Annotated in this window: 14 protein-coding genes, 3 tRNA genes and 1 other annotated feature; of the genes, 9 read left to right on the forward strand and 8 right to left on the reverse strand. The window is 36.4% G+C overall.

Going from position 1 to position 15,517, the window contains the following annotated elements; translation table 11 throughout:
- Positions 1-367, reverse strand: a 367-nt coding sequence (locus tag RCH62_RS03270; protein WP_306474620.1) for a GTPase, incomplete at its 3' end; no start/stop codon positions are given.
- Positions 368-525: 158 nt separating this feature from the next.
- On the opposite strand from RCH62_RS03270, the gene RCH62_RS03275 reads away from it, so the two are divergent.
- Complete coding sequence (locus RCH62_RS03275) at positions 526-1,020, forward strand: DUF1307 domain-containing protein (RefSeq protein WP_238656648.1); 495 nt, start codon at positions 526-528, stop codon at positions 1,018-1,020.
- A 35-nt stretch (positions 1,021-1,055) separates the two neighbouring features.
- Here RCH62_RS03275 and RCH62_RS03280 read toward each other — a convergent pair whose 3' ends face one another.
- The 5 genes from RCH62_RS03280 to RCH62_RS03300 all read right to left on the reverse strand — a co-directional run bounded on the left by RCH62_RS03280 (position 1,056) and on the right by RCH62_RS03300 (position 6,234).
- Positions 1,056-1,247: a DUF951 domain-containing protein gene (locus RCH62_RS03280; RefSeq protein ID WP_061564542.1), complete on the reverse strand. Its 192-nt coding sequence runs from the start codon at positions 1,245-1,247 to the stop codon at positions 1,056-1,058.
- A 63-nt stretch (positions 1,248-1,310) separates the two neighbouring features.
- Complete coding sequence (gene dnaN / locus RCH62_RS03285) at positions 1,311-2,447, reverse strand: DNA polymerase III subunit beta (RefSeq protein ID WP_006595327.1); 1,137 nt, start codon at positions 2,445-2,447, stop codon at positions 1,311-1,313.
- Positions 2,448-2,607: 160 nt separating this feature from the next.
- Positions 2,608-3,978, reverse strand: a complete 1,371-nt coding sequence (gene dnaA, locus RCH62_RS03290) for a chromosomal replication initiator protein DnaA (protein WP_048690429.1) — start codon at positions 3,976-3,978, stop codon at positions 2,608-2,610.
- 250 nt (positions 3,979-4,228) lie between these two features.
- Positions 4,229-4,990, reverse strand: a complete 762-nt coding sequence (locus RCH62_RS03295) for a ParB/RepB/Spo0J family partition protein (protein WP_048789285.1) — start codon at positions 4,988-4,990, stop codon at positions 4,229-4,231.
- A gap of 65 nt (positions 4,991-5,055) precedes the next feature.
- Entirely contained in the window at positions 5,056-6,234 is a 1,179-nt protein-coding gene (locus tag RCH62_RS03300; protein ID WP_306474621.1) for a S1C family serine protease, read from the reverse strand.
- Positions 6,235-6,435: 201 nt separating this feature from the next.
- On the opposite strand from RCH62_RS03300, the gene rlmH reads away from it, so the two are divergent.
- The 7 genes from rlmH to RCH62_RS03335 all read left to right on the forward strand — a co-directional run bounded on the left by rlmH (position 6,436) and on the right by RCH62_RS03335 (position 9,687).
- Positions 6,436-6,915: a 23S rRNA (pseudouridine(1915)-N(3))-methyltransferase RlmH gene (gene rlmH / locus RCH62_RS03305; RefSeq protein WP_048789283.1), complete on the forward strand. Its 480-nt coding sequence runs from the start codon at positions 6,436-6,438 to the stop codon at positions 6,913-6,915.
- A 44-nt stretch (positions 6,916-6,959) separates the two neighbouring features.
- A tRNA-Arg gene (locus RCH62_RS03310) sits at positions 6,960-7,033 on the forward strand.
- A gap of 243 nt (positions 7,034-7,276) precedes the next feature.
- Positions 7,277-7,408: a bacteriocin gene (locus RCH62_RS03315; RefSeq protein ID WP_306474622.1), complete on the forward strand. Its 132-nt coding sequence runs from the start codon at positions 7,277-7,279 to the stop codon at positions 7,406-7,408.
- Positions 7,408-8,733 (forward strand): GHKL domain-containing protein, encoded by a 1,326-nt coding sequence (locus tag RCH62_RS03320; RefSeq protein ID WP_239665201.1) that lies wholly within the window; start codon positions 7,408-7,410, stop codon positions 8,731-8,733. The genes RCH62_RS03315 and RCH62_RS03320 overlap by 1 nt, the downstream gene beginning before the upstream one ends.
- Entirely contained in the window at positions 8,734-9,486 is a 753-nt protein-coding gene (locus RCH62_RS03325; RefSeq protein ID WP_048789282.1) for a LytTR family DNA-binding domain-containing protein, read from the forward strand. It begins immediately after the preceding gene.
- 47 nt (positions 9,487-9,533) lie between these two features.
- Positions 9,534-9,605: transfer RNA gene (locus RCH62_RS03330), tRNA-Glu, on the forward strand.
- 8 nt (positions 9,606-9,613) lie between these two features.
- Positions 9,614-9,687 (forward strand) — tRNA-Asn (locus tag RCH62_RS03335).
- A gap of 81 nt (positions 9,688-9,768) precedes the next feature.
- Here the strand turns inward: RCH62_RS03335 and RCH62_RS03340 are convergent.
- Positions 9,769-12,357, reverse strand: coding sequence for a YfhO family protein (locus RCH62_RS03340; RefSeq protein ID WP_048789944.1), 2,589 nt, complete (start codon positions 12,355-12,357; stop codon positions 9,769-9,771).
- A 61-nt stretch (positions 12,358-12,418) separates the two neighbouring features.
- A complete protein-coding gene (locus RCH62_RS03345) occupies positions 12,419-14,041 on the reverse strand; it encodes an ATP-binding cassette domain-containing protein (protein ID WP_048789943.1) in 1,623 nt (540 codons plus the stop codon).
- Between the two features lie 143 nt (positions 14,042-14,184).
- Positions 14,185-14,410: a binding site (T-box leader), on the forward strand.
- 51 nt (positions 14,411-14,461) lie between these two features.
- On the opposite strand from RCH62_RS03345, the gene trpS reads away from it, so the two are divergent.
- Positions 14,462-15,487 (forward strand): tryptophan--tRNA ligase, encoded by a 1,026-nt coding sequence (trpS, locus tag RCH62_RS03350; RefSeq protein WP_048691007.1) that lies wholly within the window; start codon positions 14,462-14,464, stop codon positions 15,485-15,487.
- Positions 15,488-15,517 lie beyond the last annotated feature (30 nt).

Consider the following 15,517-nt stretch of genomic DNA (forward strand, 5'->3'; position numbering starts at 1 on the left):
CAAAAGCATCTTCACGACCTTGCTCCCGCATGACATTTTCATCATCAAAAGCACGTACCACATGGACAATGGCATCCACTTCACGAATGTTGGCCAAGAATTTATTACCAAGTCCTTCCCCTTTAGAAGCACCTTTTACAATCCCTGCTATATCTGTAAATTCAAAGGTTGTCGGAACTGTCTTCTTAGGAGTGATCATTTCCGTTAATTTTTGGAGGCGTTCATCTGGAACTTCTACCATTCCAACGTTTGGATCAATGGTCGCAAAGGGATAGTTTGCAGCCTCTGCTCCTGCTTTTGTAATTGCGTTGAATAGGGTTGATTTCCCAACGTTTGGCAAACCAACGATACCTGCTGTTAAAGCCATTTATCTTCTTCTCCGTTCACATTTCAATCCCTTTTATTATAACATAATTCAAAGCACAAGATAATGAAAAAATGCTCTCTCTTAAAACTAAAAGTCACCTGTCCAATCCTGTAAGAATATGGTATAATCAAACCAACAATAATAAAGGAGTTTTCGTCATGAAAAAACTATCAATTAAATCGATCCTTCTGCCTCTTTTAGCAGTCTTTACCCTATTTCTTCTGGGAGCTTGTGGACAAAGTACAAAAAAAGGGTACCTTCAATTAATTAACCAAGATAAGAAAACTGATATTCGTTTGATTGTTGAATATCAGGGTGATAAAATTCTAAGTACAGATTCTACAACTGTTATTTACTACGAAGGAGCAGGATTGCCAAAAGAACAATTAAAAAAAGTTATTGATGAATACGATAAAAAATTCAAAGATGTCAAAGGATTCTCACACTCTGCAGAATATAAGGATGACTATCTCGTTGAAAAAACAAAGATTGATTATACCAAGGCAGATTTAAAAGAATTACAAGAAAATCAGTTAATTGCTGCACAAGAAAATCAAAATGTTGATTACATTGGCTACAAGACAACACTTAAAACCTTTAAGTCTAATGGCTTCAAAGAAGTAAAAGATGGAAAATTTGAAGAATTAAAATAATACAAAAGGTTCAGTCACCAAGATGACTGAACCTTTTACAATACTTTTTTCATTTTTTGATCGAAATCATGACGGCTCATCATGACCATATGATCACAATTACTACAACGAATTTTGATATCTGCTCCTACTCGCCGAATTTCCCAACGATTGGCTTTTTTCCCTGTTGCTTTAATAGTACAAGCATGGGGTTTTTTCATTTCTACAAAATCACCGACCTGATACATGGATTTTCCTTTCATCAACATAGAAGACGAAAAGCTAGCCTGTTCAATGCTAGCTTTTGGCCCTTAATTGGTCCGAACTGGTGTAATTAATTGAATGAAGCGTTCAGATTCCTCAGCTGGTACCAATGTAAAGGGACGAACTGCAGAGATGAAGCGAATGACGACTTTTTCACTTTCAATAGCTTTCAAAGCGTCAATCAAATAAGTTGGATTAAAGCTGATGTTTAAATCATCTCCCGAAACTGCTTCTGTATCAATTTCTTCATTCACACGCCCTACTTCAGGAGAATTGACGTGGGCAGAAACGACCCCACTAGCGATTTCTAATTTAACAGTACCGTTTTGAGTAGCATTAGACAACAGGCGGGCCCGTTCCATGGCTTGGCGAAGATGAGCAACTTTAAAGGTTACTTCCGAACTAAACTCTGTTGGAATCAAGCGATCCGTATCTGGATAGTTTCCTTCCAACAGGCGTGTATAGAAACTGATATTGTCACTTCTAAATAAAATCTGGTTATTGGCAAAGAAGACTTCAACCTGTTCAATCTCATCTGAAAAGACAGACGTTAATTCGCGTAAAGAACGGCTTGGAATCACAACATCAAAGTTATCCCCATTTTTTTCAAGGGTAATATTTTTTTGACTCATTCGATGAGAATCCGTTGCCACCGTTTTTAATTCCTTGTGATCAGAAAGAACAAAATGAACTCCTGTCAAAATCGGACGACTTTCTTGGGTACTTGCTGCAAAAGCTGTCTCAGAAATGATTTTCTTCAAAGTTTGAATTGGGAGCGTTAGAGGGTTGCTGGCTGAAATTTCTTGAATGCGAGGATATTGTTCTGCATCTTTTCCTTTAAGGGTAATTTCTGATTTTCCACTAACTAATACAATTTGTTTTTGTTCGATTTCTTTCACATCTAAAACGACATCTGGTAGACTGGACACAACATTGATAAAGAAAGTTGCTTCTAAAAGAATAGCACCTGGTGTCGTTACAAGAAGGCCTGCATTTTCATCTTTAACAGAAATAAAGTACTCGATTGAAATTTGTCCATTTGATCCAATGAGAGTAATCCCTTCAGAAGTGACATCAATCTTAATAGTGGATAAGATAGGAATGGCATTTTTTGAACTAATGGCTCTTTTTGTCGTATTTAAAGCTTGCAGGAAATAAGCCTTGTTAATAGAAAAATTGATCATGAGATCTCCTTTTATTATTTTAGTATTAGTAAGTTAATAGTAATAGTAGAGTGTGTGGAACATGTGGAAAACTCTTCTAAAGCCAGACAGGAATTGAAAAGTGCCTTGTTCACAACATGTGGAAAAAGAAGCAAGTTTTTCTAGGATTGTCCACATGGGATTACTTTAATTTTTTCTTGATGGTTTGAATCTCAAGTCTGAGATTGTCATCAATTTCGATCATCCCTTTGATTTTTTCATAAGCATGCATGACCGTTGTGTGGTCTTTTCCTCCAAATTCACGACCGATACGAGGAAGACTATTGTCGGTCATCTCGCGGGCGAGGTACATAGCTACTTGTCGAGCTAGGACAATATTTTGAACTCGTCGAGAGCCTTTCATTTCATTGACACTGACATTGTAAAATTTTCCAACTTCCGTTTGAATCTTTTCAATAGGAATCACCGTAATTTGTAAGGCTTCATTCTTACGAGCTCGAATGGCTTCAGCTGCGACATCTATTGTAATATCTTTGATTTTTTTAACTCTTGCTACAAGAGAGATATCATTCAACGCACCCTCTAAGTCTCGGACGTTAGAATCAAATTGACCTGCTAGGTATTCGAGTGTATCATCCGGGAAAGTAAAGTCCAGGTCTTCGATTTTATTTCTCAAAATAGCGATTCGAGTTTCAAAATCTGGCGGTGTAATATTTTGCGTCAAGCCCCACTTAAAGCGCGTGACTAGACGTTCTTCTAAGCTATCTAAATGATCAGGACTACGATCGCTGGTTAGGACAATCTGCTTGTTATCCCCATAAAGAGCATTAAAGGTATTAAAGAACTCTTCTTGAGTTGTAACCTTTTTTCCTCCAAGCGATTGAATATCATCAATTAAGAGCAGATCCAAGTTTCGATAGGTTTTTTTAAAGGTATCCATATCATTGAGGCGAAGACGCTCTAAAAATTCATTGATAAAGGATTCTGCTGGTATATATTTTACTCGAGCATTTGGGTAGTTTTCCATAATCTGATTCCCAATCGCGTTGAGCAAATGCGTTTTACCTAAACCAGGTCCTCCATAGATAAATAAAGGATTATAAGTGGTAGCAAGGTTTTCAGAAACTGCTAAAGCGGCAGCCAAAGCCCATTGATTTCCGTCTCCACTTACAAAATTATCAAAGGTGTATTTCTTTCTTAATCCTGTTTGGATAGGAGGCAAATCTACTATTGGAGCATGGCTAACTGCATAGTCTCTGGTTGTTTCTGAAAGGGGAATAAACTCTTTTTCTTCTTCCTCTTCTTCAAGATTGAATTGATAAGAAATGGTTAATTCTACTGCATAAATTTCAAATCCAGCAGTCAGAATCACTTTTGTCATATTCTCTTCCCAGAATAATTTTTTTACTTCCGCATCTAAATAAATAACGGCTTCTTGTTGATCGACTTTGATGAGTCTTGAAGTAAGGACAAAATAGTCAAAGATTTCTTTTTTAAATGTCTTTTTACTTAATTCAATCACACGATTCCAGAATGTTTCTTCTCTTGACACTTATCGCCCTCCTATTCATTTTTTACTTGCTATGTTTTTCTTATTTTATCATAAAAGGAAGGAGTTTTCCACAACTTGTTCTAAGGGAATAAAAAAGAGTTTTTTCCACAATATGTGAATAGTTATCCCAAATGTGTGTAGAAGTTTTCCACAGGTTGGGGATAAGAGAGAAGAAAGTAGAAGTATCAAGTAAGGAGGAGTTTTAAAGAAGTGGATAAATCTGTTAATTGTGTTATAAAAAATAACAGCCTCATTTGAGACTGTTAATAATTCGTTGGTATTCATCAAGGTTGTTAAATGAAATATGAATACTACCTTTTTCTTGTTTTGTCAGACGGATTTCTACTTCGGTCCCTAGAATCTTTTTTAATCTGTTTTCTTCCTGTGCTAAAAAGAGTTCTTTCTCTTTTTTACTAGGTGTTTTCTTTTTTTGACAAACCTTTTCTTCCAAACTACGAACGCTTAGCCCTTCTTTCAGAGTTCGTTCCAACCAATAGATTTGTAGATCTTCTTTTAAAGGAACTAAAATGCGGGCATGTCCTTGTGAAATTTGATCATTTTTGATGGCTTCTTTGACAGCTGGTGAGAGATGAAGTAAACGGACCATGTTGCTGATGTAAGGACGAGATTTTCCCATAAATTGTGCAATTTCTTCATGGGTAGCTCCTTTATCAATAAGATGTTGGTAGGATTCGGCCTCTTCAATTGGATTCAAATCTTCTCTTTGTAAATTTTCGATAATGGCTTGTTTGATCATGTCATCATCTGATAAGTCTCTTATAATCGCAGGGATTTCTTTGAAACCAGCCATTTGAGCTGCTCGGTAGCGTCTTTCTCCAGCAAGTAGTTCATAACCAACAATAGGAGATTTTCGAACAATAATGGGCTGGATTAATCCATTTTCTTTGATTGAAGCTGCGAGTTCTTCTAATTTCTCTTGTACAAAGGTTTGACGAGGTTGAAAAGGATTGGTTCGTATTTGCTTTACGTCAATAATATCAATTTTTTCCATGATGTATATAGCATAACACACCTTTACAATTTCGTAAAGGTGTGTTGACACTGTTGTAAATTTACTTAATTTCCAAGATTTTCTGTAGATTTTGTCAGCTCAATGGTCGCTGTTTTTTGCTTACCATCTCTATAGAAAATGACTTTAATTTTATCACCAATTTGATGAGAATAGAGGGCAGATTGTAAATCTGCAGTTGATTCAATGGTTGTGTCATCGATTTTTGTAATGATATCTAATCGACGCAAATATTTGGATGCCGGCATATCATTTTCAACTGAGCGGACAAGAACCCCACCTTTGAGTTTGCTTGGAATGTCTAATTGGCTAAGATCAGAAGAGGATAGGTTAGCCAGGTCCATCATGGTAATTCCAAGAGCTGGACGAATGACTTTACCATCTTTTTCTAAATGTTCAATAATATTTTGTACATCATTTACAGGAATTGCAAACCCCATTCCTTCAACCGCAGTTTGGCCATTTGAAGAGATTTTACTTGAGGTGATTCCGATGACTTGTCCCTGAATATTGATAAGAGGACCGCCAGAATTCCCTGGGTTGATTGCAGCATCCGTTTGCAACGCTTTTGTAGATACATTTTGGCCGTTTTCTGATTTGAGCTTCACAGTACGTCCGAGACTAGAGACAATCCCTTGGGTAACGGAATTGGCAAATTTTGTTCCTAAAGGACTACCAATAGCGATTGCGGTCTCTCCAACAGTCAACTTAGATGAATCCCCAAATTCAGCCACGGTCGTAACATTATCTGAACTGATTTTAACAACCGCAATATCTGAGAAAGTATCAGAACCAACAACTTCTCCAGAAACTTTATTTCCATCTGCAAAGAGAATATCGGCTTTTGTTGCTCCCATTAATACGTGGGCATTGGTTACTACATAAGCGTCTTTACCATCTTTTTTATAGATAACACCTGAACCTTCACTAGCTACTTCTGGATCAGAATCTGTTTCTCCATTGATGAAACCTTTTTCAGAGGTTTCAGCGTAGGTAATAACAGAAATAACAGCATTTTTAACCTTATCAACGGCTTCACTAGTTGATGTTGTATTCTTATAAGCACGATTGACTTTGGTAGATTTTATTTCTTGACTAGAATTTGTAGAATTCCCCTTGGTAAACTGGAAAGAGGTTAAGGTTCCTAAGATTCCTCCAGTAAAACCAATGATAAGAACAAGTAAAAGTTGCAAAGCTTTTTTTAGAAAATTTGATGATTGTTTCATAGTTTTCTCCTATTGTTCCAATTATGGAAAAGTATAGACCTAGTTTCTTAATTATAACTTAAAATGGAATTTTTTTCCACAAGTTGTGGAAAACTGTGTATAAGTGTGAAAAACGTGAGTATAGAGCCATTTTTTGAAAGATAGATGCTGGTCTATTTGTTGAAGACTTGTGTATAAGTTCATTTGTGTTAGAATATGAATATGAAAATTAAGATTGTAACAGTTGGAAAATTAAAAGAAAAGTATTTAAAAGATGGGATTGCCGAATATACTAAACGCTTGAGTCGATTTACGAAGGTAGAAATGGTAGAATTGCTGGATGAGAAAACTCCAGATCGGGCCAGTGATTTAGAAAACCAGCAAATCCTGGAAAAAGAAGGAAATCGCATATTAGCTAAAATTGGAGATCGTGAGTATGTGATTGCCTTAGCGATTGAAGGGCAACAATTTCCATCTGAGAAGTTTAGTCAAGCCTTAGAAGAGGTGACTGTACGAGGGTATTCTGAAATTACCTTCGTGATTGGAGGAAGTCTAGGTTTGTCTTCAGCAGTTAAAAAACGAGCGAATTTACTTATGAGTTTTGGAAAGTTAACCCTTCCCCATCAATTGATGAAGCTTGTTTTAATCGAACAAATCTACCGGGCATTTATGATTCAACAAGGAAGTCCTTACCATAAATGAATCTTGACGCTCCTCCTATTTTCTGATAGAATAAAAAGAAATCTGGTCTCATAGCTCAGCTGGATAGAGCATTCGCCTTCTAAGCGAACGGTCGCAGGTTCGAATCCTGCTGGGATCAAAATAAAAAAACGTGATTTTTATACAAATCACGTTTTTTTTTTATTACTTAGTTTTTAAAAAACTAGAATTTTTCTAAACATATGGGATAAAAAAATTGCAAAAACTAGATTTTTCGTTCCAAATAGCTGTAAAAATGAACCAAATAGCGGAAATATTAAAAAAGTCTTTGATTTTTTACTAAAATTTATGTATATTAAATTTAATAATTTAATAATCAAATAAATTATAAGGAGATTTTTTTATGCAAAACAATCCAACAACAGTTTCTAAAGAATTTAAGGTTCTTACAGAAAAAGAATTGCAGCAAATCTGTGGAGGGGATAAACATACAAAAATTTTAATTAGAGATTTGTTTAAAAAAGGTAAAAAATAATGTCGATGAATTATGTGTATTTTATTCTCATTGGATTACCCTTGATTTTATCTTATCCATTAATTGATAGACAGTTAAAACATAAGCATTCAAAATTCTATTTAATTTTAATTATTTCTACTTTACTTCATGTGATATCTTTTATTTTAGGATATTTTGACTTAGATTTATTATATGCTTTCTTTATTTTAGCTTATCCTATATTTTTCTACTCATACTATAGATTCTTTTGTAGATATGATCATTATTTTGCCATTTTATATTCTCTGTTTATTTATCTAGCTTTTGAAACAACAGATACTTTTTTATCAGTAATTTTATCGTCTATAACTGGAGACTACATAGCAACTTATTATTCTATATTTTTTGTTACTCTTATTTCAATTTTATCGATTGTTATCATTACGAGAATTATTTCTATTCTCGAAGTGAATCTTCTCTATTTTAAAGAGCGGGTTTTTAAGAAATTTGTCAAACAATTGATCGTTAGTTATCTTATTTTAACATTAGTATTGAATGCTTCTCATTGGATAAGTGATATTGCTCATTTCAATAGTTTTGGTAGCATGGTAGCAACGATTTGTTTCTTGATATTTATCGGAACCATGGTTCAAATGAAGACGGTTCGAGATCGTTATGAAAAGAAAATGGAGTTGAAGCAAAAGAGGTTCGAACAGCGCCAAATGGAGCAGTATATGAATAAAATTCAAGGCCTCTATTTAGAATTAAAAGGTTTTCGTCATGATTTTGGCAATATTATCACTTCCTTAAATTTAGCGATTGAGGAAGAAAATATTGAGGATATTAAACGAATTCAAAGAGATGTTCTTGAAGAATGCTACGGCCAACTCCAAAAAGAAGAATATACAGGATTTGACCTAGGAAATATTCGAGATTCTGCTTTGAGAAGTATCCTAAGTAGGGGATGGATCTATGCAGAGGAAATGGGTGTTAAACTAACCTTTGAAACAGAAGATATTATTGAAAAGGTTCCAATGAGATTGTTGGATCTCGTACGAACTGTTGGAATTTTAGTCAATAATGCTATTGAAGCTGCTAAAATGAGTCAAGAAAAAGAAGTTCAAATAGCGGTTTTTAATATGCCGAATGGAGTGCATCTGATCATAAAGAACTCTGTTTCTGATGAGCCGATTAATTGGAATAAGCTCTATGAAAAAGGATTTTCAACTAAAGGGGATCGTAGAGGAATGGGCCTTGCGATTGTAAAAGAGCTTATTGGAGAATATGCTGCTATTTTTCTAGAGACAGAATTGATCAATGGAAAATTTACGCAGAGCTTAGTTATTGGAGAGAAAGGAAGATAGATGAATATTGTATTGCTAGAGGACGAAATTTCTCAACAAGTTCGAGTAGAGAAACATGTGAAAGCTATCGCTGAGGAGGAAGGCCTACGATTAAATATTGTTTCCACCAGTAAAATAACTGAACTAAAGGAATATCTAACCAATGGTGATTTTCATCAGCTTTTCTTCCTTGATATTGATATCAAAGGGGATGAAAAAGCTGGTATCAAGGCAGCTCAAATGATTCGTGAGGTCAATCCTTTTGCCATCATTGCCTTTATCACGACGAAATCGGAATTTGCTACTATTACCTATCGTTACAAGGTATCAGCTCTTGAATTTATTGAAAAAACCTTGAATGAAAACTTGTTTAAGGAAAAAATTCGAGAATGCATTCTCTACTTGAAGAGGAATGTGATTGAAAATAAAAATATCATTGATTTCTTTGAGTACAGTTTCAAAAATATGGAAATTCGAGTTCCATACCGAGATATATTGTACATTGAGACAACTGGAGTTTCCCACAAATTGCGACTTGTTGGAAAGAATTTTCAAAAGGAATTTTTAGGGACTATCAAGGATATACTTGAGAAAGATGTAGACAATCATTTCTTCAGTCCTAATCAGTCTTATATAGTCAATCAAAGAATGATTGTCAATTTTGATCGTCGCAAGAGACTCTTGATGTTAGAAGAGGAGACAACTTGCCCTGTTTCTCGTACACAGGTGAAAAGGGTCGAAGAATTATTAAATAAAATACAGAAAAAGGCTTGACAATTTTTGAATCGATGGTATAATGGGATATGTTCTGTTAATGACATGGTCCGTTGGTCAAGGGGTTAAGACACCGCCTTTTCACGGCGGTAACACGGGTTCGAATCCCGTACGGACTATATCTCATTCCGCCATAGCTCAGTTGGTAGTAGCGCATGACTGTTAATCATGATGTCGTAGGTTCGAGTCCTACTGGCGGAGCTAAACTAGCATCCTAAGGGATGCTTTTTTTGTATAAAATAAGAGCCCCTTCAAACTGATGGGGCTCTTTATGATGCGAATTTACTGATTTTTTGAGGATTGAGATTTCTTTCGAATAGCATTGTAGCAAGCGAAGGAAAGAATTCCGAGTAGGAAAGCGATGGTTCCTTCTTTTAACCCATGTGGAATGAACTGTAGAACAACCTGTCCTTTTCCTTTAGGGACATCAACAGTCATAAATCCTTTTTGAGCCCTTTGAATAGGGACAGGTTGATTATTGATCGTCGCTGTCCACCCTTTATCATAAGGAAGGGTGAAAAAGAGACTTGTATGGTGGTCTGCTGTAAAATCTGCAGTGACGGTATTTCCTTTGGTTTGCACATGAACTTCTTGTTGGTGCAACCTTTCAAAGGCTTCCTGGTAGGCTTGAAGGTTCAAAGCAAAAAATTCTGGAGTTTGGAAGGTTACGGTAGAATTTTCAGGGAAGGCAATTCGAACCTTAACAGTTTCTCCTGCTGTAAAGTGACCAATGGTGAAGAATGGAAAGACATTGTCTGTTGTATAGCGGTTGACTTGGCCATTCGTAATGATCTCAACATCGGTATAATCTTCATTCTCAAATTCTAAAGAAGGAAGGTTTACATAAAGTTGACTATCGTTTTGAACATAGAGCTCATATTCGATACTGGCATAAGTCAGAAAACTATCTGCTTCAACTTTAGCCTTTTGAGGTCCTTGAGAAGGATCGTCTGCACCAGTTTTCAGTGGATGTAATCGCTGATAGTAAGTCAACGATTGCCCCGTTAGATGATTGAGAAAGTTCTTTTGGTTATCTAAGGTTAGATTAGAAAATGGGATATCCTTGTAGGGACTTGCGGTTAGAAATGCTAGTGAAAGAGCTTTTTCATTTTGATACAAGGTCTGATTTCCTTGCGTTTCCAATTTATGAAAAGCAAACTTTTGGGGATTCCTATCTGAAATATTGTATTTGATCCCGAACAGACTATCCATTAGTAATGTATTGTTTTGATAGCGCAAGTTCAAGTTGGTTCCATCTGATTTAAAACCGAGTTTGTCTAGGGTCGAACTGGTATCTGTATTTCTGACAGATGAAAACTGGGAGATCCCTCTAAAATTGTATTTCATGCTGTCATTACCTGTTTGAGGTTGGAGAATCTCTGTTCGGTAAAATTCTTGATCATCCTGTAAACTTGATGTCAATTTATCAATTGATGGAATCTTTCCTTGGTAAGAAGAACGAGCTGCAAATACCCATTCATTTGCAATTCCATCGATCTGATAATAGCTGTTTATACTAATTTCAAACAAACAGAAGAAGAGAATAACAGCAGAAAAAATTGGATAAGAAAGTTTACGAACTGTAAAGGCAAGTGTCACAGTAAAGAATACAAGAAGGAATTCTAGTGTCAAGACAAAATGACTGCTTGTCAAGAAAGAATAATGCTTGCGATAGAGAAAGGTGAGGATAAATCCAATGCTAATTAAACTGAAAGTTAGGCAGAGTCGTTGCCAATTGATTTCTTTTAACCGATTTAGTGCTTCTGCCGCCATGAACAAAATAGTCAATGAAAAAAGCCAGGCATAACGGTGAAGAAACATATTAGGAGCATGCATACCTTGCCAGAATAAATCCAGAGCTTGTAAATAGAAACTTGCAATAAGAATGACTAATAAAGTCAAATAAGCTAGTTTCACGTGAAACCGAATCGATTTGACAAAGAAAAATAGAAAGGCAAGTAAGAATGGAAATAGACCAACATAGATCATAGGGATAGCCCCATATTTTGTTGTATCAAAACTACCAATTAAATTCTTTGCAAAAACGTCTAAGTACCAACTATTTTCTGTAAAGGTTCTTGTAATCTTGGTAAAGTTTTCTCCATGAGTTCGTAAATCCAATATGGTGGGGTAAATCATGATCAAGCTAGTGACCCCTGCTAAAATTGACACAATTGTAAAGTCAAAGAAAGAAGATCTTCTTTCTTTAAAGTCCCAGGAAAGCTGCGTGAAATACCATAATGTCAAGAAGATAGCCATCATAAATCCAAAATAATAATTTTGGATGAAGAGGATAGTCAAGCTTGTAAAGTAGAGAACCCGCTTCTTTTGAGTCATCAAACGGTGTAAACCTAACAGAATAAGAGGAGCCAAAATGAAGACATCGAGCCAGGTTTTGATTTCAATCTGACTGACGGAGAAACTCATTAACGCAAACAAAGTTGACAGCGAAAGAACCAAGAATGTTTGCAGTTGAGGATAGATTCCCTTAATGGAATAATAAGTTGACAACCCAATCAATCCTATTTTTATCAGTGTAAAGAGATAGAGGGAATCAACCATGGATAAACTGTCAAAGAAGAAGACAAAGGGAGATAGAAAACTTCCTAAGTAATAGCTGGAAAGAGCGTAGAAATTTAACCCGAGCCCACTTGTAAAGCTGTAAAGGAAGCTGTCGGTTCCGTGTAAAATATTTCGTAAAGTAACGTCGAAAATAACGTATTGATGAAAGCCATCACCTAATAAAGGAGAAGTTTCACTCCCCCAATAAATGCCCTGACTGAGGTAGACGAAAAATAAGATTGTAAAGGGAAGTAAAAAAGCTGTAAAGTAAACAATGATGGGGTGTGATAGATATTTTTTAAATTTCATATAGTCTATTGAAAGACCCTGAAACAAAGGTTCCAGGGTTTTTGATCATTTGGAGTGATTCTTAGTCTTTCCAAAGTTCTTTAACTTTTTCTTGAACTTCTTGGTTTTCTAAGAATTCATCATAGGTTTCATCAATCCGGTCAATGACACCATTTTTTGAAAGAACAATGATATGGTTGGCAAGAGTTTGAATAAACTCATGGTCGTGACTGGCAAAGATGATCGATTCTTTGAAGTTTTTCAATCCATCGTTCAAGCTTGAAATTGATTCCAAATCCAAGTGATTTGTAGGATCGTCAAGTACAAGAACATTTGACTTCAAAAGCATGAGTTTTGAAAGCATCACGCGCACCTTTTCTCCCCCTGACAAGACGTTGACAGGCTTGTTAACCTCATCTCCAGAGAAGAGCATGCGTCCGAGGAATCCACGAAGGAAGGTATTGTCATCTTCTTCTTTACTTGCGAATTGACGCAACCAGTCAAGAATTGATTCGCCACCTGCAAAGTCAGCTGAATTGTCTTTTGGTAAGTAAGAGCGGCTAGTTGTAACTCCCCACTTGACAGTTCCTTCATATTCGATTTCACCCATAATGGCGCGGATCAAGGCAGTTGTTTGGATATCGTTTTGACCGATAAGAGCCGTCTTGTCACCTGGACGTAAGATGAAGCTGATGTTGTCAAGAATAGTTTCACCGTCAATCTTTACAGATAAGTTCTCTACTGTCAACAGATCATTTCCAATTTCTCGCTCCGCTTTAAAGCTGATAAATGGGTATTTTCGGCTAGATGGGACAATTTCTTCTAACTGAATCTTGTCAAGCATCTTTTTACGCGACGTTGCCTGTTTTGATTTTGACGCATTGGCAGAGAAACGAGCCACAAATTCTTGTAATTGTTTGATTTTTTCTTCTGCTTTAGCATTACGGTCTGCTAACAACTTGGCAGCCAGTTCAGATGATTCTTTCCAGAAATCATAGTTACCAACATAGAGTTTGATTTTTCCAAAGTCTAGGTCGGCCATGTGGGTACATACTTTATTCAAGAAGTGACGGTCGTGAGATACAACGATAACGGTATTCTCGAAATCAATCAAGAAATCTTCTAACCAGGTAATGGATTGAATATCAAGACCGTTAGTTGGCTCGTCCAAAAGAAGGACGTCTGGTTTACCAAAGAGAGCTTTGGCTAGGAGGACTTTCACTTTATCTCCATTTGCTAGTTCACTCATATTTTGGTAGTGGAGCTCTTCTGGAATATTCAGATTTTGGAGGAGTTGTGAAGCTTCACTTTCCGCTTCCCAACCACCTAGTTCAGCGAATTCTCCTTCGAGTTCTGCTGCACGGACACCGTCTTCATCTGAAAAATCTTCCTTCATATAGATAGCATCTTTTTCCTTCATGATGCTATAAAGTTTTTCATTTCCCATGATAACGACATCAATGGCACGCTCATCTTCGTAGTCAAAGTGATTTTGACGAAGAACAGAAAGACGTTCGTCTGGTCCAAGAGAAATATGACCAGTTGTCGGTTCAATATCCCCAGCTAAGATTTTTAAAAAGGTTGATTTTCCAGCACCATTGGCCCCAATCAAACCATAGGTATTTCCTTCTGTAAATTTGATGTTGACATCATCAAAAAGTTTACGATCACTAAAACGTAGTGAGACGTCTGTAACTGTTAGCACGTATAGTTCTCCTCTTTTTCTGTCTATATAAGCCTATTTTACTAGAAAACGCTTGATTTTTCAATGAATACCCTTATGCGTTGGAGGAAGTCATTTAGTCTGTAGAAAAGGGTGAAGAACTTGACTTTCCTTTGATGTCATTATATAATGAAAAGCAATCAGAAGAGTAATCTGTATTCGTATTTTAGAGAGCTTATGGTTGCTGAAAATAAGCAACGAAACAGAATGAAATGGACTGATGTTCAAATAGAATCTTAACCAATAGAGATTCGGCTAGCAGGCCTTATGTGCAGCTCATTTGTGATGAGTTAGAGAGAACAGCATATGCTGTTCTAAGTGAGGTGGCACCGTGTCTCAGACGCCCTCGCATAGTTTTTGCTATGCGTGGGCTTTTATTTTGTACTTCAGGGAGGAAGAAAAATGACCAAGCCGATTATTTTAACTGGAGATCGCCCGACTGGGAAGCTCCATATTGGACACTATGTCGGTTCGTTGAAGAATCGAGTTCTTATGCAAAATGAAGACAAGTACCAGATGTTTGTCTTTTTAGCCGATCAGCAAGCCCTAACGGATCATGCTAAAGATCCACAAACCATTGTTGAGTCTATTGGAAATGTTGCTCTAGATTATTTAGCAGCTGGTTTAGATCCAAAGAAATCAACTATTTTTATTCAAAGTCAAATCCCTGAGCTAGCGGAATTGACCATGTATTACATGAATTTGGTCTCTGTTTCACGTTTGGAACGAAACCCAACCGTTAAGACAGAAATTGCCCAAAAAGGATTCGGAGAGTCTATTCCATCTGGTTTCTTGGTTTATCCTGTTTCCCAAGCTGCAGATATTACCGCTTTTAAAGCCAATCTCGTGCCTGTTGGAACTGACCAAAAGCCCATGATTGAGCAAACTCGTGAAATTGTTCGTTCCTTTAATCATGCGTATCATTGTGATGTCTTGGTTGAACCGGAAGGAATTTTCCCAGAAAATGAGGCCGCGGGTCGTTTGCCTGGATTGGATGGGAATGCTAAGATGTCTAAATCTCTTGGAAATGGTATTTATTTAGCCGATGATATGGACACCTTGAAGAAAAAGGTCATGAGTATGTATACAGATCCTGAGCATATTCGTGTCGAAGATCCAGGAAAAATCGAAGGAAATATGGTTTTCCATTATTTAGATGTGTTTGGAAAAGAAGAAGATCAAGCGACCATTCAAGAAATGAAAGACCATTACCAACGGGGTGGTTTAGGAGATGTTAAAACCAAACGCTATTTGTTAGAGATTCTTGAAAGAGAGTTGGGCCCTATTCGCGAACGTCGGATTGAATTTGCTAAAGATATGGGTCAAGTTTATGATATGCTTCAAAAAGGTAGTGAAGTAGCCCGTTCGGTTGCAGCAGAAACGCTTGATCAAGTCAAATCTGCTATGGGATTAAACTATTTCAAGTAAGCTCTTGATATTGAGATGATTCAATAAAAA

This window comes from Streptococcus sp. (assembly GCF_030825805.1).
Lineage (GTDB): Bacteria > Bacillota > Bacilli > Lactobacillales > Streptococcaceae > Streptococcus.